General features: G+C 35.2%; 21 protein-coding genes, 1 tRNA gene and 2 pseudogenes. 9 read left to right on the top strand and 15 right to left on the bottom strand.

Annotated elements, in window-relative coordinates; genetic code table 11:
• Window positions 1–159 precede the first annotated feature (159 nt).
• Genes NL281_RS08260 through NL281_RS08250 form a run of 3 tightly spaced genes read left to right on the top strand, consistent with a single transcriptional unit; the run spans window position 160 to window position 2022 of the window.
• Window positions 160–777 (top strand): AAA family ATPase, encoded by a 618-nt coding sequence (locus NL281_RS08260; RefSeq protein ID WP_022626414.1) that lies wholly within the window; start codon window positions 160–162, stop codon window positions 775–777.
• On the top strand, window positions 770–1258 hold the full coding sequence (locus NL281_RS08255; protein ID WP_253303334.1) for an RNA pyrophosphohydrolase: 489 nt from the start codon (window positions 770–772) through the stop codon (window positions 1256–1258). The genes NL281_RS08260 and NL281_RS08255 overlap by 8 nt, the downstream gene beginning before the upstream one ends.
• Window positions 1255–2022, top strand: coding sequence for a TatD family hydrolase (locus NL281_RS08250; RefSeq protein WP_010082353.1), 768 nt, complete (start codon window positions 1255–1257; stop codon window positions 2020–2022). Before NL281_RS08255 ends, NL281_RS08250 begins: the two co-directional genes overlap by 4 nt.
• 27 nt (window positions 2023–2049) lie before the next feature.
• Here NL281_RS08250 and mdh read toward each other — a convergent pair whose 3' ends face one another.
• The 7 genes from mdh to NL281_RS08215 are packed head-to-tail and all read right to left on the bottom strand — an operon-like array spanning window position 2050 to window position 5879.
• Window positions 2050–3000 (bottom strand): malate dehydrogenase, encoded by a 951-nt coding sequence (gene mdh / locus NL281_RS08245; RefSeq protein WP_253303333.1) that lies wholly within the window; start codon window positions 2998–3000, stop codon window positions 2050–2052.
• A 3-nt stretch (window positions 3001–3003) separates the two neighbouring features.
• Window positions 3004–3576 (bottom strand): NADH-quinone oxidoreductase subunit C, encoded by a 573-nt coding sequence (locus NL281_RS08240; RefSeq protein ID WP_007548576.1) that lies wholly within the window; start codon window positions 3574–3576, stop codon window positions 3004–3006.
• Entirely contained in the window at window positions 3569–4075 is a 507-nt protein-coding gene (locus tag NL281_RS08235) for a NuoB/complex I 20 kDa subunit family protein (protein WP_006279574.1), read from the bottom strand. Before NL281_RS08235 ends, NL281_RS08240 begins: the two co-directional genes overlap by 8 nt.
• 3 nt (window positions 4076–4078) lie before the next feature.
• The gene (locus tag NL281_RS08230; RefSeq protein ID WP_006279576.1) at window positions 4079–4432 is read right to left on the bottom strand and encodes an NADH-quinone oxidoreductase subunit A; all 354 of its coding nucleotides are present in this window, start codon (window positions 4430–4432) and stop codon (window positions 4079–4081) included.
• An 18-nt stretch (window positions 4433–4450) separates the two neighbouring features.
• Window positions 4451–4819 carry an HIT domain-containing protein gene (locus NL281_RS08225; protein ID WP_010082356.1) on the bottom strand — a complete coding sequence of 123 codons (369 nt, stop codon included), beginning with the start codon at window positions 4817–4819 and terminating at the stop codon, window positions 4451–4453.
• Window positions 4820–4822: 3 nt separating this feature from the next.
• Window positions 4823–5080 carry a hypothetical protein gene (locus NL281_RS08220; protein ID WP_006279579.1) on the bottom strand — a complete coding sequence of 86 codons (258 nt, stop codon included), beginning with the start codon at window positions 5078–5080 and terminating at the stop codon, window positions 4823–4825.
• A 16-nt stretch (window positions 5081–5096) separates the two neighbouring features.
• Entirely contained in the window at window positions 5097–5879 is a 783-nt protein-coding gene (locus NL281_RS08215; protein WP_253303332.1) for a hypothetical protein, read from the bottom strand.
• 183 nt (window positions 5880–6062) lie between these two features.
• Here NL281_RS08215 and NL281_RS08210 point away from each other — a divergent pair, with 183 nt between their 5' ends.
• Together NL281_RS08210 and NL281_RS08205 are read left to right on the top strand one after the other, a co-directional pair.
• Window positions 6063–7592: a UDP-N-acetylmuramoyl-tripeptide--D-alanyl-D-alanine ligase gene (locus NL281_RS08210; RefSeq protein WP_253303331.1), complete on the top strand. Its 1530-nt coding sequence runs from the start codon at window positions 6063–6065 to the stop codon at window positions 7590–7592.
• 50 nt (window positions 7593–7642) lie between these two features.
• Window positions 7643–8593, top strand: a complete 951-nt coding sequence (locus NL281_RS08205) for a complex I NDUFA9 subunit family protein (RefSeq protein ID WP_253303330.1) — start codon at window positions 7643–7645, stop codon at window positions 8591–8593.
• A gap of 8 nt (window positions 8594–8601) precedes the next feature.
• Here the strand turns inward: NL281_RS08205 and NL281_RS08200 are convergent.
• A tRNA-Arg gene (locus NL281_RS08200) sits at window positions 8602–8675 on the bottom strand.
• 649 nt (window positions 8676–9324) lie between these two features.
• Between NL281_RS08200 and NL281_RS08195 the strand changes: the two genes are divergently transcribed.
• On the top strand, window positions 9325–9465 hold the full coding sequence (locus NL281_RS08195; RefSeq protein ID WP_253303329.1) for a hypothetical protein: 141 nt from the start codon (window positions 9325–9327) through the stop codon (window positions 9463–9465).
• Between the two features lie 20 nt (window positions 9466–9485).
• Here the strand turns inward: NL281_RS08195 and NL281_RS08190 are convergent.
• The 5 genes and pseudogenes from NL281_RS08190 to NL281_RS08170 form a co-directional block, all read right to left on the bottom strand.
• Window positions 9486–9917, bottom strand: a pseudogene (locus NL281_RS08190) (transposase); the annotation flags it as partial.
• Between the two features lie 326 nt (window positions 9918–10243).
• Window positions 10244–11373 (bottom strand): annotated as a pseudogene (locus NL281_RS08185) (IS4 family transposase); the annotation flags it as partial.
• A gap of 138 nt (window positions 11374–11511) precedes the next feature.
• Window positions 11512–12669 (bottom strand): group II intron reverse transcriptase/maturase, encoded by a 1158-nt coding sequence (gene ltrA / locus NL281_RS08180; protein WP_253303141.1) that lies wholly within the window; start codon window positions 12667–12669, stop codon window positions 11512–11514.
• A gap of 786 nt (window positions 12670–13455) precedes the next feature.
• Window positions 13456–13983 carry a TIGR02217 family protein gene (locus tag NL281_RS08175; RefSeq protein ID WP_253303327.1) on the bottom strand — a complete coding sequence of 176 codons (528 nt, stop codon included), beginning with the start codon at window positions 13981–13983 and terminating at the stop codon, window positions 13456–13458.
• A gap of 190 nt (window positions 13984–14173) precedes the next feature.
• Window positions 14174–14932 (bottom strand): DsbA family protein, encoded by a 759-nt coding sequence (locus NL281_RS08170; protein WP_253303326.1) that lies wholly within the window; start codon window positions 14930–14932, stop codon window positions 14174–14176.
• A gap of 426 nt (window positions 14933–15358) precedes the next feature.
• Here NL281_RS08170 and NL281_RS08165 point away from each other — a divergent pair, with 426 nt between their 5' ends.
• From NL281_RS08165 to NL281_RS08155, 3 genes are all read left to right on the top strand, one after another.
• The gene (locus tag NL281_RS08165; protein WP_236514513.1) at window positions 15359–17239 is read left to right on the top strand and encodes a DUF3857 domain-containing protein; all 1881 of its coding nucleotides are present in this window, start codon (window positions 15359–15361) and stop codon (window positions 17237–17239) included.
• Between the two features lie 47 nt (window positions 17240–17286).
• On the top strand, window positions 17287–18765 hold the full coding sequence (locus tag NL281_RS08160; protein ID WP_253303325.1) for a UbiD family decarboxylase: 1479 nt from the start codon (window positions 17287–17289) through the stop codon (window positions 18763–18765).
• A gap of 657 nt (window positions 18766–19422) precedes the next feature.
• The gene (locus NL281_RS08155) at window positions 19423–20379 is read left to right on the top strand and encodes an IS5 family transposase (RefSeq protein ID WP_253303324.1); all 957 of its coding nucleotides are present in this window, start codon (window positions 19423–19425) and stop codon (window positions 20377–20379) included.
• 768 nt (window positions 20380–21147) lie between these two features.
• On the opposite strand, the gene ubiA is transcribed toward NL281_RS08155, so the two are convergent.
• Both ubiA and NL281_RS08145 read right to left on the bottom strand, forming a co-directional pair.
• A complete protein-coding gene (gene ubiA, locus NL281_RS08150; RefSeq protein ID WP_010963177.1) occupies window positions 21148–22005 on the bottom strand; it encodes a 4-hydroxybenzoate octaprenyltransferase in 858 nt (285 codons plus the stop codon).
• Window positions 22006–22008: 3 nt separating this feature from the next.
• Window positions 22009–22407: a ribosome-binding factor A gene (locus NL281_RS08145; RefSeq protein ID WP_038249615.1), complete on the bottom strand. Its 399-nt coding sequence runs from the start codon at window positions 22405–22407 to the stop codon at window positions 22009–22011.
• Window positions 22408–22413: the final 6 nt, after the last annotated feature.

The following is a 22413-nucleotide window of genomic DNA, read 5'->3' as shown; positions in this document are numbered from 1 at the left end:
CATTTATAATTATATACTCAAAATTTCTAAATATGAACTATTTTCAACGCAACTACTTGTTAAAGGTATTACCTGCATCTATTTTATCATCATGTTTTTAGCATGTACAATGTATATACTTTTTATATAATTGAAAATAGCTTTTTACTAGTATTCATCATGGGCAAGACTCTCATCTACTTAATCGGCTTTCCAGGCAGTGGTAAGTTTACTACTGCAAAGGAACTGTGTAAAATCATTGGTGCAGTAATAGTAAGCAATAATCTATTCAATAATATTATATTTGATATTGTTAAATTACAAAACGCTGAAGTTCCAGATGACCTATGGGAAAAAATTTTTGCAGTTAGGGAAAATGTATTAGCAATACTGGAAAAACACTATGTAAAATCAAAACATTATATATTTACAAATGAATTGATAGAGGGTGATCCCTATGACCAAAGATTATATAACTCAGTGGTAAATTTAAGTAAAAAAATGGACATGGAAATTTTTTCTGTAGTATTACATTGTAATAATGAAAAACTAGTAAGACGTGTCCAATCAGAAGAGAGATATCAGGAAAATAAAATTACTGATCCGGATTTTGCTATAAAGAAAATTGAAGGGAAAAGGCTATTTATACCTGAGGGTTCGCTTGAAATTGATAACTCGAACTTGAGTGCAAAGGAAGTTGCAAAGAAAATTGTTGAAGAGATGAAGAAAGAAAAAAATGGAAAATTAATTAAAACTTCTGTAACAAATCATTTAAAAACAGAGCGTACTCGTGGTTGAGCAGAAAGATAAGTACCGTCCTTGTGTTGGCATAATGCTATTTAACAGACAAGGACATGCCTTTATTGGAAAACGCTTTGATAGCGATTCTTACTGGCAGATGCCACAAGGAGGTGTTGATGATGGTGAGGAACTGGAACAAGCAGCGTTACGTGAGTTGCTAGAGGAGGTTGGTACTAATAAAGTAAAGGTTATAACTAAAAGCAAGGATTGGATATACTACAACTTGCCTGAAGAAGTTATATCAATATGCTGGAATGGAAAATATTCTGGTCAAAAGCAAAGGTGGTTCTTAATGAAGTTTTGCGGAGAGGATGAGGACATTGATATTAATTATACTGGTCATCCAGAGTTCAAAGAGTGGCGTTGGCAAGGTATAGATAGTTTAGTAGCCAGTGCTATATCATTTAAAAAAGAAGTTTATAAAACAGTGATAGAAGAGTTTTCTTCTATAATAAAAGCCTCAACAATAAGCTCATGATAGTAGATTCTCATTGCCACTTGATTTATTTTTCTGACGATGAAATACCAAAAGTAATTTCAAGGGCAGAGCAAAATGGTGTAAAGGTTTTGCATAACATATGCGTAAGCATTGACGATGTTCCTAAGTTATTAAAAATTTCTTCATCCTATGATCAGGTCTACTCCTCTGTTGGTATACATCCGCTTGATGCTGCTATAGAAAACGGTGAGTGTATACATGTTGATGAATTAGTTGAATTTACCAAGAACCAAAAGGTAATTAGTATCGGTGAAACCGGGTTAGATTTTTATAAATCTGACAACAAAGACAATCAGAAAAAAAGTTTTGCATTACATATAGAAGCGTCAAGAATAACTGGACTACCTTTAGTTATTCACACAAGAAGCGCTGATAATGAGATGATCGATATGTTAAGGTCAGAAATGAAAGCCGGTGCTTTTAGTGGAGTAATGCACTGCTTTGCTTCCTCTAAAGAACTTGCTTATCAATCTATAGATTTGGGGTTATATATTTCATTTTCTGGAATTATTACTTTTAAAAATGCGAGCTTACTCAGAGAAATTGCACAAAATGTACCACGCGAGCGTGTTTTAGTCGAAACTGATGCACCATATCTATCACCTGAGCCTTATAGGGGAAAAAAGAATGAACCAGCAATGGTGAAATACGTTGTTGATTGTTTGGCAGAGTTGTGGAATGAGTCACCAGAACAAGTAGCGAAGGTAACCACAAGCAACTTTTTTAGGCTGTTTGAGCTATAAAGAGGCTCTATAAAACCATTAATTTGCTTATGAACCTAAAGATTTCACCAGCTCTCTCACCGAGTTTACAGACTTATTAAACATTTCTTGTTCACTATCATTCATTTTAACTTCTAGGATCTTTTCAATTCCGTTTTTTCCAATAATTACAGGAACACCAATAAACAAATCTTCTACACCATATTCACCATTAAGGTAAGCAGCACATGGTAATATGCGCCTCTTATCTTTTAAATATGATTCTAACATGCATATAGCTGAAGATGCAGGAGCGTAGTATGCAGATCCAGACTTAAGCAGATCAACTATTTCTTTACCGCCATTGCGAGTGCGTTCAACTATTTCATCGACTTTTTTCTGTGTGATAAGACCCATATCGATAATTTGAGTAAGTGGAATTCCAGCAACTGAAGCACAATTGATTAGTGGTACCATAGTGTCGCCATGTCCTCCAAGCACAAAAGCAGATATATCTTCAACTGAGATATTTAACTCACTTGCAAGAAAGTAACGAAAACGGGAAGAATCAAGCACTCCTGCCATGCCAACAATCATATTAGTTGGAAGGTTTGAAAATTTATGCACCACTGAAACCATGGCATCCAAAGGGTTGGTAACCACTATTACAAACGCGTTTGGAGAATATTTTTTAATATTTTCGCCAACCTCCTTCATTACTTTAGCATTGGTTTGCAGGAGGTCATCCCTGCTCATTCCAGGTTTTCTAGCGATGCCAGCGGTTATTATAATTGCATCGGAGTTTTTTATATCTTCATACCTATTTGTGCCAGTAATATTGACATTAAATCCATCAATAGGGGATGATTCTGCTATGTCGAGTGCTTTACCTTGTGGTATTCCATCACTAATATCAAGTAAAACAACATCACCGAGTTCCCTTAGTGCAATCATATGGGTGAGAGTTCCACCGATATTTCCTGCACCGATTAAAGATATTTTTTTTCTTTGTACTGTCATTTTCTACTCCTTTGTATTTACTTTTATGGTTTTACCTTCCCAAGGCGATAAGCTATCAAACATACGAAAATCTTGCGGTAAATCTATAGGATTATACACAACCTTTTTTGTCTCTATATCATATCTTACTTCCTCATAACCAGTGAGAGGGAAATCTTTTAACATTGGATGACCTTTGAATCCATAGTCTGTTAGAATCCTACGCAAATCAGGGTGATCAGAAAACTCTATTCCATACATATCAAACACTTCACGCTCAAACCACAAAGCCGTACTAAATATCTTCGCTACACTTGGAGGCATGTCGCTTTCACATAACTGAAGCTTTATGTGTACTCTAATATTATGCACAATGCTGAGCAGATTGTATATTAGCTCGAAGCGCTTCTCTCTATTTGGATAGTCAACCCCAAAAATATCAACTAATAGTTCAAACCTACACTTTTCATCATCACGTAGAAAGAATAGGTGCTTTTCAATTTCATCTAAAGTTGAATATATTACAATAATGCCATCATCTTTTTGAATGCACTCGCATTTGGTCTTTTTTTGTATATACTTTGCAGTTTTATCCATTCCGAGTCCGTTTTATTTTGTTTTGTAGGCATAGCATTCCATATAGCAACGCCTCAGCGGTTGGTGGGCATCCAGGGACATACACGTCAACTGGCACAATTCTATCACAGCCTCGGACTACTGAATAAGAGTAATGGTAATAACCACCACCATTTGCACAACTTCCCATGGAAATAACATACTTCGGGTCTGCCATTTGATCATAAACCTTGCGCAATGCTGCTGCCATTTTATTAGTTAGTGTGCCAGCAACAATCATCACATCTGATTGACGTGGGCTTGCACGAAACATTATACCATATCTATCAAGATCATAACGGCTGGATGCAGTATGCATCATCTCAACTGCGCAACATGCAAGACCAAATGTCATTGGCCACAATGAACCAGACCTTGCCCAATTCATTACATAATCTGTTAAATCACCAAATTTAGTGACAAGAAACCCTTCTTTTTTATAACGACCCCAGTCATCATTAGATAGAATTTGATTTGTCATAAACTACTCCCACTCTAATGCACCTTTACACCATTCATAGATAAAACCTATAGTGAGTATTGCAAGAAATACCATCATAGACCAAAATCCACCATAGCTTATCTTAGATAAAGAAACAGCCCAAGGAAAAAGAAAAGCAATTTCTAAGTCAAATATTATAAATAATATTGAAACTAGATAAAATTTAATGTCAAAATTTTTTCTTGCACTGGATAGTGGATTGAAGCCACACTCATATGTGGAAAGCTTTTCACCATCTGGCTTACTCACTGCAAGAAACATAGGCAATATACCTAAAGCAAAAGATACTACAATTGATACGCAGATAAAGATTACTATGGTTAAATATTCGCTCATTTAACAAAACATATAACACTATGAGTTTACATGCTTTCCTAACTTTTTACCACCTAAAATATGCACGTGAAAGTGTGGTACAACCTGCTCTCCATTTTCACCGTAGTTAGTGACTAATCTATATCCTGTTTTTTCTAGATTATATTTGTGTGCTATCTCTCTTACAGTTTTGAAGAAATCCGCTATTTCCTCTTCAGGAGCTTTTAGAATGAAATCATCATATGAAATATATTGATTTTTTGATATAACTAAAATATGAACTGGTGCGTCAGGGTACTTATCATGAAAAGCTAGTACATTTTCATTTTCATGTACCTTCTCACAAGGTAACTCACCTCTTAATATTTGAGCAAAGATGTTATCGCTATCATAAACTTCATTGCTCATATTTTAAGAGCGACCTTTCCCTCTTTCTTCGTTTTTCTCTACATTAGGTGTAGATAGTGGTTTTATCGCTTCACCAGAAGCATCTTCAAGATTTAAAGAGCTTACAAGTTCCCTTACTTTTACCATGTCCTGCTGTTCTTTCAAAAAGGGTTCTATTCCACTTACCCTTTTTCCAGTAATAACTCCTGGTTGTAAGTGATACATATCCCCAGGAACAGTTAGACTATGATGTCTTTCCTCTATTTTTTTAGCTTCACTCATAATACTCCCCTATAACTTATTTTTGCATTCCACAACTTTGCGACTTACCTGCTTTTATAGCTTCTTGCGCCCATTTTTTCTCACCTGAAGCTATAGTTTCTGAAGGCTGACCAACATCAGACTTCACAACTTTGTCTGATGACTGCTTTTGATTGTCATATTCCTTATACAATTTTTCTGCAATACCATTCAGCAATTTTAAGTCTGTATGAATTTTAAATTCTCCACCAGTAATTCCTGCCAGCTTCTTAAGGTCGCCATTAATGCTATCAGCAATTCCTTGAAGAGCAAGCTTTTTTATCTCCCCTGGACTCTTTCCTTTATTTTTAGAGTCAGTTTTAATGTATTCAATTATTTTTTTAACATCAACTTCAATTACAATTTTGTTTTCTTCTCTAAAAATAGTTACATTCGGTAAATCTTTTTTTATTTTATCTAATTGCTCTGGGCTCAAATAAGGTATATCCCCTGTCAGAGTTCTTGATGCTAAAAAACTTACCTTTCCTTTCTCTTGTTTTTTTATTTCTACACCAAGATTTTTACTAGCTTGTGTGGTTTCTATGGGTGGGTCATATTCCTCTTCTTCTTCAGGTACATCTATACCAACAGCTTCCTTTAACGAAACTGTGGCATCATGTTTCATTTCACCCATTGAAGCAAACGGCTTCTTTATAGGGTAAATAAGTGCTTTAGGCACAAGAGCAAGCACCCGACCTGTAGCCTTTACACCTCTACCTAGAAAACTTCCTACTTTAGCTAGTATAGAAGTAGATTCTTCATTTTGGTCGTTTTTTGGCATACATACCTCCAAGGTACTTTCTATAACTAAATACATTTTAATTATAGACGAAAAAATTTAAACTTCTATATCCATTATAAGATAGAATTATAGGGATTGCAACCATTATTTGTACATTGTCTAAAACATGTAGTATTTTCGCTACTTTTATTGTTCAATTTATTATAAAGAATACTCTAAATTATGTGTAAATGGAACACAAATAATATCATTGATGCAACTGGCGGAAGAGACGTAAATGGTTATAATTGGATACATAGCTCAAATATTTCAACGGACACAAGAAGCATAAAAAAAGGTGATTTATTTATTGCACTCAAGGGAAAGAATTTTGATGGCCATAATTTTTTGCATGAAGCGTTTTTAAAAGGGGCTATCGCTGCAATAGTGAGTGAGGGTAAATATAAAAGTTTCCCTCTCATTATTGTACAAGATACCCTGAAAGCTTTGCACGATATGGCATCATATTACATTAGAAATGTTCTTATTGATGCTAAAGTTATTGCAGTTACAGGCAGTGTCGGAAAAACCACTACAAAGGATATGCTACACACTGTTTTATCGCAATATGGAGTGTCCCATGCAAACGAAGGTAACTTAAATAATAATATAGGGTTGCCTTTGACAATTCTAAAAGCTCCAAAGAACTGCCAGTACTTAATCCTTGAAATGGGAATGAATAAAGCTGGTGAAATAAAAGAATTATCAAAGATTAGTAATCCAAATATTGCAGTTATTACCAACATCGAACCTGCACATGTTGAAAATTTTTCATCACTATTTGACGTTGCACAAGCGAAGTTAGAAATTCTGTATGGTATGAAAAATAACGGTACTTTGGTTTTAAGCAGAGATAATAAATATTATGATTATCTCTCATCACACGCCAATAGAAATGTAATAAGCTTCGGTAAAGATAAAAATGCTGAAGTTTGTTTACTAAACTTAATAAGAAACGATGAATCTTCTGTCATTTCAGCACTATCTTCTGTCATCCCAGTGCTTGACTACTTGGATCCAGGAAGTTCAATTGCAAATGAGCATATCAGACGGTTGTATAATAAAGACTGGATTCCAGCGTCACGCGCTGGAATGACATCAAACCGAGTTGCTAATAGATTAAGTTTAAAAATCAGGCTGAGTGATAATCAAATTATAAACTGTAATTTACGTGTACAAGGTGAGCATTTTGCTTATTCGCTACTTGCTGTTGCAGCAGTTGTGCAAAGCCTCGGACTTGATTTATCAAAATTACCACTTGCACTTAAGAATTTTAGTGTAGCGAAAGGTAGAGGCAATATTCATAAGGTCAAATACAATAGAAAATATATACATTTAATTGATGACTCCTATAACGCCAGCCCTGCTTCGATGAAAACTGCGATAAAAACTTTGAGTACATATTCTAATCAGAGAAAAGTAGCTTTGCTTGGTGATATGTTGGAACTTGGTGATGAAAGCATAGAGTTTCATACAGATTTGGTTAAGATTATCACAGAAAATAATATAGATAAAGTTTATACAGTTGGTAAATTTATGTTAGAATTGCATGAGCTTTTGCCAGATAATATAAGAGGCACGCATTTTAGTGATTCTAATCAATTGAAAAGTGATTTAGCTAACATTATTCAGAATAATGATGCAATTCTAGTTAAAGGCTCACGAGGAATGAAAATGGATCTTATTGTACGGGAATTCGTAATAAAATATTAAGCGAAATCATTGTATTAATTTACAGTAACAAATTATTAGGAACTTTAATTGTGACAAAACGTGTAATTATTTTTGGTGGAACGGGGTTTATAGGGAAACACATCGTAAGACGCTTGGCAGCAGAAGGATATTTAATAAAGATATTCACTCGTAATCAGGAAAAAGCTGCTTGTTTAAAATTGTGTGGCAATTTAGGACAAATATCAATATTTAAAGGCGATTTTTTTGATGAAAAATCAGTTCTGGAGGGTATGGAAGAATGTGATGTAGCTATAAACTTAGTGGGAATATTATATGAAGCAAAAAAGCACGATTTTTACGCTGTTCACGTTAAAATAGCTGAAAGGATAGCAAAAGCTGCAAAAATGAAAAATGTACCTATGATGATACATTTTTCTGCTATGGGAATAGAAAATAGCAAGTTGTCAAAATATGCCAAAAGTAAATTGGAAGGTGAAAAAGCTGTAACTTCAGCATTTCAAAAAGCAATAATAATTAGGCCAAGCCTTGTATTTGGTAAAGAAGACAACTTCTTTAATAAATTTGCAAGATTAGCAACTATTCTTCCTTTCTTACCACTAATTGGCAATGGAACAACTAAATTTCAGCCAATATGTGTAACAGACTTAGCTGAAGTGGTATATCGTATTATCAGTTTTAATAAGCAAGACAAGAAAATTTATAACATGGGTGGACCAAAGGTTTACTCTTTCAAAAGCTTATTGAAGTTTATTCTGAATGTTACTAACAGAAAGTGTTTGTTGATCAATGTATCTTTTCCAATGGCAAAGTTAATAGCTTTCTTTTTAGAAAATAAAATTATTTCTATGCTGTTAAAACCAATAACCGGAGATACGAACCCTGTGCTTACTCAAGATCAGGTGAAAGTTATGATGAATAGTTCAATCGAAAGGTCAGCTGACCTTGAAACAATGAAGGTTCGACCATTAGCAATTGAAAATGTAGTGCCAGAGTACTTGAAGATTTATAGAAAGTATTGATAGAAGAGTGTGCCCGGTGGGATTCGAACCTACGACCCACAGCTTAGAAGGCTGTTGCTCTATCCAGCTGAGCTACGGGCACACAACATATATAAAATGCTTCTTAGTACACGTGAAGTCAAGTATTTCGTGTGAATATGATGTTTATCTTGCGACACCTTGTCATTGCAGTTGTGTGTCGCGCGCTGCCAAAATTGGATGCGAGAAGTCTATTTATTTTAGAAAATATTATATAGAAACTTGCTTGACAAGCCTTGCCAGTCCCCTTATCATGAAACTGAAGCTATTTATTTATCTTCTCTGTACAGATTAAATGACAAAAAAACTCACGTATCTGGCGTCCCATGTTTAATTTTTTGCACTATGTGCACCTTATGTCTTTATAAAATTTCTAGGTTTTTACCTAATATAAGCTGAAATGCGCTTATAAAGCATTTAAAACATCAAAAAACGCCGATTTAAAAAATGGATAGTGAATAACTAGCTACCCTAGGGTTTCTTTTGCCTTTTTTTCTGTTTAGTAAATTTCTTAATGTTTATAATTTAGATTAGTTGCGGCTTAAAAGCAACTAAATCGCGGTTATTAAGCGTTTAGAATAAAAAAGCGCCATACTTGAAAGTATAATGTAAGTAATTAGCCAACCACGGGGCTTCTTTTGCCTTTTTTTTCGTTTGGTAAATTCCTTAATATTTATAGCTAAGAGAGCCCAAGAGAGGTGTCATTCCAGCGCGTGACGCTGGAATCCCAAAAAAAGGATGATGTCATCCCAGTGCGTGACACTGGGATGACACTCTCTTGGATGGAAAGCTACTTTCATGACATCATTCTTTTTCCTGGATCCCAGTGGGCTTTGTTGCATCACACTTTATGAGATGGTGATTTATGGTAAATTCATGTAACTATCTCAAATTTAGCCATACCAATATCAGTGAATTTATTAAGCAAATAGCATTTGATTAGCAGTTCTTTTTCTCGATTTATCTCAGATTTATTCCTAAAACTAAATCCGAATATTTGCTTTAATCTTGAGAAAAACCCTTCAATATAAGATCTTTTCCCATAATTTACTTCTTTTTTCCATTCTTTCATGCCATCTTCACCGTATAATTTTATTAACCTAATAGCAGCATTCCTGTCAGACATATAATCTATTTCTGGATGTTCTGCCGCATTGTTTATTGGTGGAATTTTTGTCTTTATATCATATTTGTTACACAACTTATAAAACTTGTGCCTATCACATGCTCTATCTGCATATAGTGCTTTTATGGCATGCTGAAAATCAACTTCTTTTAGCAAATCACAAGCTCCATAGTGATCAGACAATGGCGTCAACTTAAGAACTTTCATTAGCAAACTCTCCTAAAGACATGATGGCGTTTGGGCTTATCTACCTTATCGCAGCTATACAATCGTCCCGGTCGGATTTTAACTCTTACTATTACCCACAAATATAAATGTTTGTTGCATAGCTCTTAATGGCATAACTTTTGCTTGAAATAACTGTTTATATGGTGCAATTTACAGCTTTTAGTTGCTAAAATTATAACTCTTAGTTTAATAATTTTAATCTAATAAGCTTTCAGGTTAATAAAATTAAATTATTTGAGTAAATACAATACTATGTTTTTATTTGTGGGTAATAGTAAGATTTTAACTTTAGCGCGTATACTTGCTCTATCAAAAAGGGCTTGAAAGTTTTTTGGTGCAATAAGTACCTGATAGAGTTTCTGCCTCATTACACCAAATAAAACCGAAAAATTTAAACGATACTCAGCAATTTGATCTGGATTCCAAGGCCCTTGTGCATCACACATATGAAGCGACAATATATTACACATGACTAAGTTTGCCCAAAATTCTTGTAATACAGCCTCTAAATTTACGCCAGAAAAATTCTCTAACTCTGCACCTATTTTGAGTCGTTTATAGCACTCCTCTATATGCCACCTTAATACATAAGCTTTGCTGATATCTTCCAAAGTAAATTTTTCTCGATCAAAAAGTGAAGTAACCAATACCTCTGTTTCTCCGTTGGCTAATGTCAGCACTATTACTCTTACTTTTTGGCTTTTCGTTTTATTTTCTAGCACAAAATCAAAATCTAATTCACCAGATGAAATTCGTTCCCATAGCTTGCTATAATTTCTTTTTTGCAAGCGAAAAATAAAGTCTACTTTCAATTCATAATGCTGCTGAATGAATTTTAATGAAGACGGTCGTAGATAAATAATAATCTATCTTGATTTAATGAACGCATTTGAGTAACGACTTCAGGTAATTGTTCTTCTGCTAACGTTTGCTCACCCACATTCCAAGCCGCAAGGCGAGCACTGCAAATCAGCGAAGTACATAAATCAACAAACAAAGAAACCCTTGCTAATGGTGGCATTATACCTGTTGTTCCATTTGGTTTAAAACGGCCAAACTCGGATACAATTTCTTCAGAGCTCGGTAATCGAATACCAGAACCATCTGCTGCAATAAGCCTATAGCCTCTCCAACTCAGGCTCATCTTGATAGGCTGTTTGGATGCTTAAATTCTTTAAAACCTGTATGACAAATCTTATATCTTGCTTTAGAAAAAGCTTGCTTTGAGGGTGGAACTTTACAAGTCAATGGATCCATAAGCTCGCATTCTATTCCTAAACTTTTCTTAATTAACTTTAAAATCATAGAAAATACTGTCGTAAAAGGAAGTTTTCTTGTTCGTGTAAAACTCAACACAATGGATTCTCTGAAAAGCTTTCGAGTATATTATATTTTTAATTTGTAGAATAAGATTTTTCCTTTTTGTTTGGTAGAAGTCATAGTTTTAAATCCTCCTGATTAAGTTTTATCGCTATGACTCCCCCACCAGAACCGTGCTTGCAGCTTTCCCGCACACGGCTCCACAATGTAGTATTCACAGCATTTCCTATTTTGTATATAATGAGTAGCATATTCTTGGTTTTGGTAATGGATTAACTTGTAGATAGTGTATAAATTGCTTTGAATTCATACTCTTCTTCTGACTACGTCGGTTTATCCATTTATACGCTAGCTTGATTACCCGCCAGAAGAATTTATTCAACCACCGGTAATTTCCGCTAACTCCGAAGTAGTTATAGTGTCCTGTTAGTTTTGCTTTAAGTATTGACCACCAATCTTTAAGGTGAACTTTATTTCGAATCTTTTTCACCCATTCTTTGATTTCTTTAAGTTTTCTAGATAGATTTTCTTTCGAGGTTTTATGACCTACCATTACTCTACCTTTACGACTCCTTGTACCATAATGGGTGAATCCTAGAAAGTTGAAACTTTCCGTTTTTCGTTTCTCCCTTATTCCTTGTTGCCACTCCTTTTTGCCAAACTTTACTATTCTTGTTTTGTCTTCAGATATTTCCAGTCCAAATTTTCCTAGCCTTTGTTTCAGTGACTCTAAGAGTTCTCTAGCATCTTTTTCTCTTTCGCAGCAAATCAGGTGATCGTCTGCATACCTAACTAGCTCCATATAACCTTTAGATCTTAGCTTGAATTTCTTTTCAAACCACAAATCCAGCACATAATGCAAGTATATATTAGCTAGTATAGGACTTACTATTCCCCCCTGAGGTGTGCCTAGTTCAGTTGCTTCATAATGTCCTGCTTCGACTACTCCTGCCTTAAGAAATCGTTTTACTAACCACAGTATGTTTGGGTCTGTTATCCGTTCTCTCAAGCATCTCATTAGCCATTTGTGCTGGACATTATCAAAGAATTTCTTGATATCAACTTCTACTACATAGTTAGTTGGTCTGTACATAACTGCTTTATTTAGTGCATTTACCGCTTGATGACAGCTTCTACCAGGACGAAAACCATATGAGTTATCCAGAAAGTTAGCTTCATAAATATTTTCTAATATCTTCTTCAGCATTATCTGGACTAACTTATCTTCTGTAGACGGTACTCCAAGCCCGCGTTTCTCTTTGCTTCCAGCTTTTGGTATATATACTCTTTTCACTGGTTGCGGTTGATATCGCTTTCTTTTCATACTATCCACCAGAGTGTTGAGCTTCTCTTCAAGATTTTCTCCATAAGCTTCTACTGTCACCTGGTCTATACCGCATGCTTTGTTATGCTTTAGCTCTTTATAACATTCAGCAAGATTCTCTGCGTTTATCAGATGAATTAACGATTAAATTTCAATCGTTTATCTTGCCTGGCTCTTACTGCTATCTGATTTAGTTTTCTTTGCACGTTATTCCAACCTCCGTTGTATTGGCATAGCAATTCCTAAACCAGTCACTATATTGCTGACCGCTTCCCCTTGTATGTGGCTTTCCCACACTCTGAGTACTATCAATCAGTCCGACTTCCTTTATATCTTCCGTCAGTACTCGCCTTTGTTGACTTGTTCCAACGTACCTTAATAGGAATACAAAGGATCTCCCAAGTTTACGTAAACTCCATCTCAACACGTGATACGGCCTCAGATCCCGATAGAGTGAGTGATAACTTGCCCTATTGTTACCCTTCTTGCTGTCTTCCACTATATGCAACGTGTCGACCTCTATGACATCGAGAATTTCGGGACTCAATACCTTCACTTTCGTTGTACCCTGTGTTGTCCATTCCACTAGCTTTACTACGCTCGTTACCTTACGCAGCATAGTGGTTTGTTCCAGCCTGCTGGCTAGGCTTTGCCTGGGTTGGATTTTCACCAACTGGACTTTACGCACTTTGCTTGGCGCACGCATGTTTCACCTAAAAAGGACACATTTTAAACTTCTTTGTTGAAATAAAATAGAAACAAAAGTGCTGTTTCCTGCGGCTTCTGGATAATTTAATGGTAAAAGTTTTAGAGAGAAATTTTATACACTATCGCTGATATTTTTCCTTAAGTTGACGCCATTGAGCATACGGGCACATCAAATTCGAAGCTCGCAGTGATTATCGCATCTTTTACTGGCGGTTTCATGAATGTTATTTCTCCCGTTGAATAATTTACTGAATATTCACTCTCTTCTTTACCATTTAAATAAATCTTTACTGTCCCATGTACTGGCTTTTTGATCATACGTATATGCTTATCTTCCCCACTTACATAAGTTTTGATTAGCTGAAAAGTCGTTTTTTTGTTATCTCCTATACCAATCTCTTGGTTGATGGCTATAAAATCCGACCAATCCTTAAAACGAAACCCTATTGCTTTACCTTTTCGTGCATGAAAAAATGTTATTAGTTCTAGTAGCTGCTCGTTTGATCTGACCCCGTAAGCTATGTTGTATCTAGTGCGTGCATGAGACCAATTGATGTTGCGCTGTTCACAACCATTGTGAGTTGTTACAACGTCAGTAGAAAATTCCGGTCCTCCAGTGGAACCATGAGATATATTTTCTGGAAATCTAATTTCTGTGAATGACATATACCCTCCTGTGAAAGTAAAATAGTTTGGTTGAAGAAAATGTTGTAATTTGAAAGCGTTTCACATAGTAAATGACGCTATGGAAAGTGGATGAGACTACTGAGTTAAACTGCTGTCACACCCACAGCTACTATACTCAGGTTCATTTGAGTTGTCAAGCAAAAAAATAAAATTTTATGGCAAACTGTAACTAGCCTTGCTTGTGACTTAATTCATCTACTTTTTTGCGTAATACATTCAAATCAGTTGCTCCTACAAACAGGCTATCTCCAATTATTAAAAAAGGTGTACCACCTACTCCCAAATCTCTTACTAGAAGCCTACTGTTGTTTATCATTTGCTCAATTTTGTCCGCGTTATCTTTTATGGAATCATTAAAATCGTCCTCATCAATCCCTATGTTTTTCACTATATCCAATATGCTTTTGTCTGAAAATTCTCCTTTGTGACTTAAAGCAGCATGGTGAAAATCGAAATATTTTTCTTTATCGAGAAAATAGACAGCTAAAGCACTTTTTGCTGCCTTTAAAGAAGCGTTACCAAGTATTGGAGCATCCCTAAAGATATACTTAATTTTGCCGTCGTTAATTAACTGCTTTATATCATTCTTTATAGCTTTGCAATGTCCACAAGAATAGTCAAGGAAGCCTACAGCTATAACACTACTATTTTCATTTCCGGAGTAAGGATAAGTAAGGTCAAATATTTGATCCTTGTATTGTGAAATTTTACTTTTGGTTACATTATCTCGAGCAGCGTAACTACTTTTAATCGACTCCTCTTTGAGAGTTCTTACGATCTTATCAAAATTTCTACTGATATAATCATCTAATCTCGTACTTATTTGGTCATCGGTTAGGGTTTGACCGCGGTGTGAAAGCCAATTGTTTATTATCGGCAAGCTTGCTATTGCTATTATTAAAATTAATAAAAACGATATTCTAGACATACAATTTATTTAAAAACCTACAACATAAAACTTTTAGTACACATTTATCTGTATATTAAAAGAAGCATCTAATGTTAATATATAAAAACATTTATATCAAGTGTATTTTATAGCCAATTTTGCTGCAAGTACAAACTTTACGCACAGTGAAACTCAAGCACATTACTGAAAAGCTCATCAGAAGACTTGGTGATGAGGGTGGTGAAACATTTTGGTAGTTGATTATCTTATAACTGCCATGTATAATGCTAACAAACGCGGCGATAAATATTGGTAAAAAAAAGGAAATAGCCATTCTAGGAAGTAAGCTTCTCTTTTTCCCATTTGCTGAGTTTATTGCAGTGTATGGTCGCGTCGTGTGGGTGTAATAAAACAATTTTTCAGTCAATATGCCGATAATTTTAAATATTCTATATGAGTGTCATAATGAAATTTTTAAAAACTCTTTTTAACTTAACATTGTTAGTGTTTTTTATAACTCCTCCAGTTGAAGCAAGGTGGACTAAGTATGAAGATGCTCCCATTGAGATCAAAATTTCTAATAGTACCATTAATATTAATGGGGATGGTACTTATGAATTAGAATCAGAACTCCAAGCAAAAGTACTCAAGGAATCTGGGCGTAGTGCATTCTCCCCATACAGTCTTATTTATAATGGTGATAGTGCAGACCTCACTATTTTAGAAGCTAAAACAGCTTACAATGGGAGGGAATACGTAGTCGCTAAAAACATGATAGAGGACAAGGCGTTGGCTAGTCCTCAAGGTTTCGATCAGCTAAGGCAAGTAACCATATCATTTCCTAAAATGACAATTGGTGCAGAAGTATATCTAAAATATAAACAAATTCATAAAAAAGTTCCTATTGATAATTTTTATGGTTTGCACTTTTCTTATTATGGGCGGTATTTTCAAGCAGAGAATACTAAAATCAATTCTGAGTTGCCTCTAGAGATTAGAGTGAATGATCCAAGAAACGTATTAAAGATCGCTGAGGAGAAAAAGAATGGTGTACATTCTATAAGCATTACTTTAAAAAAGGCAATTTATGAAGGTTTGATAAATGAGCCACATAATGGAATATTGAATTTTAAGCACAATACTTGGGTATCACTGTCAAGCCTATCTAAATGGGAGGATTTAGCAAAAAAATTAGCTCCTGGATATTATAACGTCATTACTCAGCCACTTCCTACAATTTTTACGGCCATAGCAGAATCTGCTGCCAATGAGAGTACTGATGAAGAGAAAATTAACGTTGTTACTTCTTTGTTGAATGAGAAAATTCAATACACGGGAGATTGGCGTACAGTGTCAGGACGATTTTTTCCAAGAGATTTAGAGAAAATTGCTGATTATCAAACTGGAGATTGTAAGGATTTTTCTGTTAGTACGGCTGCTATTTTACAAAAACTTGGTTACAGAGTTCAACCTACTCTAGTTATGAGAGGAATTACTAGCATTCCTAATTCCGAAGCATTACCTAATCTGGGTAATTTTAATCATACGATGCTCAGAGTAACAAATAAAGGTGGAAAAATATATTGGATTGATCCGACTAATAAGGTTAGTATGGCACAAGGTATTTTTCCAGATGTTGCTGACAAAGTTGCTTTAGTATTGGATTCTAAAGAAGTTAGCTACACAAAAATTCCTGCTGTACAAGCTGAAAATTCAAAAATTATATCCCATAGTGAATTAACTATACAAGATAATGTTGTAAACGAACGTGGTCAGCTTACTATGCAAGGGGAGTCAGCTATGAGCTTAGCAAGTGCTGGATTATATTACTCAAACGAGCAGTTAAGAGATTCTGTTTTTTATATAATTAGTGGGGTATATCTTAATGAAAAAGAAAAGAAATTCTTAGAATTGCCTGATCTTACTTCGCGTAATGTAGAGGATCTTACAATTAAGTATGAATTACAACAAAAAAATAAAGTTTTTAGGACGAACCTAGGACTTGTTTTAACTTTAGAAAATAATTTGCTTAATGGTGTCGTAAATACAGTTTCTGACCAAGTGTCAGACATTTTTATAGGTACTCCTCATACTCGTGAAACGCATACGGTAATAAAAGACATTGCGATTAAAAACTGTGCAGAATTGAATTTTGAAATAAATTCTCCATGGTTATATGTAAATAGGTCATGTAAACATCAAAATGGCAGCACAGAATTAAATGATATAGTAGCTATACAGAAAAGCTTTATTACCAATGAAGAGTTAAACACTACTGAATATAAAAACTTAAAAAGCGAGCTGGAGAATAATTTTTCTAGAGCCTCTATAATAATAAGTGAATAGGTTGTGCTGGGAAAAACACTTCTTAAAAGACTTAAAATCTTTAAAATATGTACAACAACTTACACGACTTCATTAAAGCCTTAGAAGAAAAAAAAGATCTGATTAGGATTAAGGAGGAGGTTTCAACAGTTCTTGAAATGACAGAAATTCATCGCAGAGTTTTGTCAAGCAAAGGGCCAGCGATCATTTTTGAAAATGTTATCACAGAAAATGGCAAAAATTCGATTCCAGTTTTGGTGAATTTATTTGGTACTATTAAGAGGATTGCATTGGGGTTGAACATAAACCCTGATGAACTAAGAGATCTTGGTAAACTTTTAGCATTTTTGCAATCACCTGAGCCGCCAAAAAACTTTAAGGATGCTATAAAAATGTTTCCTTTGTTGAAAGTCGTGTTATCGATGCGAAGTAAAGTCGTGAGCAAGGCTCCATGTCAAGAGGTAGTGCTAACCGGAGATGAAGTGGACCTAAGTCTACTGCCCATTCAAACATGCTGGCCAAATGAACCTGCACCACTTATCACCTGGCCAATTGTGGTAACGAAAGGACCCACGAAAGAAAAGCAAGATAATTTTAATCTTGGAATATATCGTATGCAGGTTATAGATAAAAAAACAACACTAATGCGTTGGCTTGCACACAGGGGTGGCGCAACTCACCATAAGCGTTGGAAGGAAGAAGGCAGAAATATGAAATTTCCTGCTGCTGCTGTGATCGGTAGTGATCCTGCAACGATTATTGCTGCGGTAACTCCAGTGCCAGAAACATTGTCAGAATACCAATTTGCTGGACTGCTGCGAAAGAAGCCGCTTGAACTTGTAAATTGTAAGACTATTCCACTTCAAGTGCCAGCTCACGCGGAAATCGTTCTGGAAGGCTATGTGAGTTTGGATAGATATCAAGATGAGGGACCATATGGAGACCACACTGGCTACTATAATTCTGTTGAGCAATTTCCAGAATTTAATATTACTGCAATTACTATGCGTAAAAACCCGATATATCTTAGCACTTTCACTGGCAAGCCACCTGATGAACCATCGATTCTTGGTGAAGCACTCAATGAAATTTTTGTGCCCATTCTTATCAATCAATTTCCAGAGATAGTGGACTTTTATCTGCCACCGGAAGGTTGCTCATATAGAATAGCGATAGTGTCGATAAAAAAATCCTATCCAGGGCAGGCAAAAAGAATTGTTATGGGCATACTTTCTTTTCTAAAGCAGTTTTTATACACGAAGTTTATTATCGTTGTTGATAATGATATAAATGTACGTGATTGGAAGGAAGTAATGTGGGCAATGTCAACGAGGATGGACCCTGTGCGTGATACAATCATGATAGAAAGTGTACCTATTGATTATTTAGACTTTGCTTCCCCTGAAAGTGGACTTGGAGGTAAAATGGGATTTGATGCGACAAATAAAATCCCGCCTGAAACCAAACGAGAGTGGGGAAAGAAAATTGAGATGAGTGAGGAAATAGTAAGGAAAGTCGCGGAGAAGTGGGAGGAATATATGGACTAGACTTCTTGCATAAAAGCAGAAAAAAGTTTGGCGTTTTTTATAATGCCGCGATCGGCATTAACTGATAATTGTGATTTAAGTCCGTCACAGTGCCCTTTTTTTTGTCATCCTAACGTGTGACACTTTATGATGGTGTCATGCAAGTAGCTTGACACTGGTTCCCATCCAAGACGGCAGTGCCCAGACACTGGAATGGCTTTGTTGCATCGCTACTTATGAAAGGCTAACTATAGTTAGGATTATAAGCAACCTATTGAAAATCTTGTTTTTTTGCAATCAATCTGATCAAATTTAAGAATAGTAATTTATTATTTATATTAATAAATTTAATTCTATTGAAAATAGCTAAAGCATTGAAATTCTTGAATTTTAGCCGGATTAGTGAGTGGTAGTGAAATTTCTTTTACTCAAATTTAGGTATTCACTGACCGTTCTTGTTATAAATACCAGAATAATAAGCTACTGATATTCTCTACCTTTTTTATCTTTATCCATCATAGCTAGCGATGCAACAAAGCCCACTGGAATCCAGAAAAAAGAATGGTGTCATCCAAGTAACTGACACTGGTTTGGCTTTGTTGCATAGCAACTGAAAAAATCTGGTGGCTACTGACAAAATTCATTATAAAATAGCCATTTAACCTTGAAAGAAAAAATATGCCACAAAAAATGAGGGTCAGTAACCATAGCGAATATAACAAATTTCTAGAAAAAAGAGGAAATATTTTTCATTATATCAACGAAGCCATAGAAAAGTGGTACGAGAATGGTCCAAAAATACCAGGTGGCAACAATATTTATAGCGATAAAGTTGTAATTTTGGTGCACATAATAACTTGTTTATTTAGAATAGGCCTGAGGCAAACAGTTGGGTTTATAGCAGGATACCTTGAGCAAATTGGGAAAAATTTGCAAGTTATCAGCTATTCACAATCATCAAGAAGGTTTAAGAAACTCAATATTAAGATCAATGATTGCAGAATTGATAAAAATAATATGGAAGATATCGAAATTACTATAGACAGTACAGGAATTAGTATATACAACAACACTCCTGGTCATAGCAAAGAAAATAGCGAAGATAGAAAGTATCGCAGCTATGAACAGACAAGAAAATTGCATGTAATGTTGAATACAAACAGCAAAAAAGCCATAGCTGTAAAATACAGTAACGGTGTCTACTCTGATCACTATGGAGCTTGTGATTTGCTAAAAGAAGTCGATTTTCAGTATGTCATAAAAGTACTATATGCAGATAGGGCATATGACAGAGAAAAGCTCTATAAGCTGTGTAATCAATATGGTATAAAAACGAAAATTCCTCCGAAAAACAACGCAGCAGAGCATCCAAAATTGGATTATATGCTTGATAGAAATGCCGCTATTCAGTTAATGAAATTACATGGTGAGAATGGTATAAAAAGATGGAAAGAAGAAGTAAATTACGGAAAAAGATCGTATATTGAAGGATTTTTCTCAAGGTTGAAGCGAATATTTGGGTTTAGTTTTAGGAGCAAATCTGAGATTAATCGTGAGAAGGAACTGCTACTCAGGTGTTATTTGCTTAACAAATTTACTGAAATAGGCATGGCTAAGTTTGAGATAGCTTCATGAATTTATTGTACGTTACCTACTATCCGAAGAGCGATACAACAAAGCCCACTGGTTTCCATCCAAGACGGTGTCATCCCAGTGCCCAGACACTGGGATCCAGGTTGCTCACAAGCAAACTAGCATAGAAAGTGGTTACAACGTTTTCGATGAGATTATATGGAAAACTGGATCCCAGTGTCAGCTACTCGGATGACATCATCCTTTTTTTGGGATTCCAGCGTCACGCGCTGGAATGACACCTTCCGTATAAACATTAAGAAATTTACCAAATGAAAAAAAAGGCAAAAGAAGCCCTGGGGTTATTATCCGCTTTAAAATATTGGCGTTTTTTATGTTTTAAACGCTTGACAAGCGAGATTCAGCCGCTTTTAATTGCAACTAACTTACGCTGCAAATGTTTAAGAAATTTACTAAGCAGAAAAAAAGACAAAGAATCCCCGAGTTAGCTAGTCTTTTACTATCTCTGTCGAGTATTGGCATTTTTTGATGTCTTGTAACGCTTTATAAGCGCGTTCAGCTTATTTAGATAAAAATCTAGATGTAGATGAAGTTTTGTAAAGACATACAGTATCTATATACTGCAAAAAATTGAACATAAGACGCCGATACATTAAGTAATCCTTACCTTTTAATCTGCAGATTGGCGAAAGCAAATACAATAGCTTCAGTTTCATGATAAGAGGGCTGGCGGAGTTTGTCAAGCAAGTTTTTTTGTTTCTGCGGGCTACCTGAGTCTATTGATTTCATTAGAGCCGAAACTCTTGAGACCTAGGTGATAATTCTATCTAAAAGAATGCCGAAAAAGAGCAGCAACCCTACGTAGGAATTATTTTTAAATATGGACATGCATTGACTGGGATCGTCAGGATTGAAATTTTTGTATTGGCGGTGAAATATGAACCCTACAGCAAGTAGAGCAATATAAAAAATGTTATTTAATGATGATAAGATACCAGCATATAGCCACGTCATAAGAGATATTAAATAAAATCTTTTCAACCAAGATTTTGTTGTATCACCAAAATATAATGCGGTAGATTTCATCCCGAGTTTTTCATCATCTTTTTTATCTTGATGGGCGTATATGGTGTCATAGCTAAGTGTCCAAAAGACGCATCCTATATAAAACAGCAAGGATTCTATACTGATCTGGTTTGTTATTGCTGCTGAGCCCATGAGCGATCCCATATTGAAGGTAAACCCTAAGAACAATTGTGGCCACCAAACATACCGCTTTAATAAAGGGTAAGTAGCTATCATACACATTGAGATTATTCCAAGTATGAGTGTAGTTTTATTAGTTAATAATAAGATTACCAGGGCAATAGACAGTAGCAGTGAAAGTAAAGCTAAAGCCTGCTTTATGTTTAATGCACCACTTGCAAGTGGCCTATATTTTGTTCGTTCAACGTGCGCATCTATTTTTCTATCGAAGATATCATTGATTATGCACCCTGCGGGTCTCATTAAAAATGCACCTATAGTAAACAAAACAAGGAGAAAAAGAACCTGATACGATAGAGAAGTTGAGGCTAAAAGAATACCGCTCAAACTGGGAAATAGCACAAGCCACAAACCTGTTAAACTGTGCAACCTCATTAATGAAAAGTAATGGTTGAAATACATTAATTAAGTGTGATTATGTAATATTTTGCTTACATTAACAAAATTATCGAACGCTAAATCAGGCTTGAAAACTAACTCAGGTATAAATCGCAAATCAACATAACACAATATAGATTTACGTATTGACCATGCAGACTGGTTCATTTCATTAACAACAGTGTTAATATCACAATTATTCTCAGAAGGATCTCCAGTGCGTCTTTTTTCTGGATCTAAGTAGTCAGCTACTTGAATATTCAATGAAGATAACACAATATATACATCTGCTTTTTTCAAATCTTTACTTAATTTTACGTCAGATACCGCTACATTTTTATTGAACACCTTACCTTCCATTAGAATTCTTGATATTGCTCTATGCAATACCGATGCTATCTTTAGGTTTCTAATTTCCTTTTTCATATCCAG

Origin of the sequence: Wolbachia endosymbiont of Phyllotreta cruciferae (assembly GCF_918697765.1) — a bacterium.
Lineage (GTDB): Bacteria > Pseudomonadota > Alphaproteobacteria > Rickettsiales > Anaplasmataceae > Wolbachia > Wolbachia pipientis.
The sequence above is the reverse complement of the archived record's forward strand: the minus strand, read 5'-3'. Positions and strand labels throughout refer to the sequence as shown.

What these genes read in the sequence shown, in the direction of transcription:
- NL281_RS08210 (WP_253303331.1), top strand. Translation starts at nt 6,063, where the DNA reads ATGTGTAAATGGAACACAAATAATATCATTGATGCAACTGGCGGAAGA.
- mdh (WP_253303333.1), bottom strand. Translation starts at nt 3,000, where the DNA reads ATGACAGTACAAAGAAAAAAAATATCTTTAATCGGTGCAGGAAATATC.
- NL281_RS08145 (WP_038249615.1), bottom strand. Translation starts at nt 22,407, where the DNA reads ATGAAAAAGGAAATTAGAAACCTAAAGATAGCATCGGTATTGCATAGA.
- NL281_RS08230 (WP_006279576.1), bottom strand. Translation starts at nt 4,432, where the DNA reads ATGAGCGAATATTTAACCATAGTAATCTTTATCTGCGTATCAATTGTA.
- NL281_RS08160 (WP_253303325.1), top strand. Translation starts at nt 17,287, where the DNA reads ATGTACAACAACTTACACGACTTCATTAAAGCCTTAGAAGAAAAAAAA.
- ubiA (WP_010963177.1), bottom strand. Translation starts at nt 22,005, where the DNA reads ATGTATTTCAACCATTACTTTTCATTAATGAGGTTGCACAGTTTAACA.
- NL281_RS08240 (WP_007548576.1), bottom strand. Translation starts at nt 3,576, where the DNA reads ATGGATAAAACTGCAAAGTATATACAAAAAAAGACCAAATGCGAGTGC.
- NL281_RS08250 (WP_010082353.1), top strand. Translation starts at nt 1,255, where the DNA reads ATGATAGTAGATTCTCATTGCCACTTGATTTATTTTTCTGACGATGAA.
- NL281_RS08235 (WP_006279574.1), bottom strand. Translation starts at nt 4,075, where the DNA reads ATGACAAATCAAATTCTATCTAATGATGACTGGGGTCGTTATAAAAAA.
- NL281_RS08155 (WP_253303324.1), top strand. Translation starts at nt 19,423, where the DNA reads ATGCCACAAAAAATGAGGGTCAGTAACCATAGCGAATATAACAAATTT.
- NL281_RS08220 (WP_006279579.1), bottom strand. Translation starts at nt 5,080, where the DNA reads ATGAGTGAAGCTAAAAAAATAGAGGAAAGACATCATAGTCTAACTGTT.
- NL281_RS08175 (WP_253303327.1), bottom strand. Translation starts at nt 13,983, where the DNA reads ATGTCATTCACAGAAATTAGATTTCCAGAAAATATATCTCATGGTTCC.
- NL281_RS08225 (WP_010082356.1), bottom strand. Translation starts at nt 4,819, where the DNA reads ATGAGCAATGAAGTTTATGATAGCGATAACATCTTTGCTCAAATATTA.
- NL281_RS08215 (WP_253303332.1), bottom strand. Translation starts at nt 5,879, where the DNA reads ATGCCAAAAAACGACCAAAATGAAGAATCTACTTCTATACTAGCTAAA.
- NL281_RS08165 (WP_236514513.1), top strand. Translation starts at nt 15,359, where the DNA reads ATGAAATTTTTAAAAACTCTTTTTAACTTAACATTGTTAGTGTTTTTT.
- NL281_RS08170 (WP_253303326.1), bottom strand. Translation starts at nt 14,932, where the DNA reads ATGTCTAGAATATCGTTTTTATTAATTTTAATAATAGCAATAGCAAGC.
- NL281_RS08260 (WP_022626414.1), top strand. Translation starts at nt 160, where the DNA reads ATGGGCAAGACTCTCATCTACTTAATCGGCTTTCCAGGCAGTGGTAAG.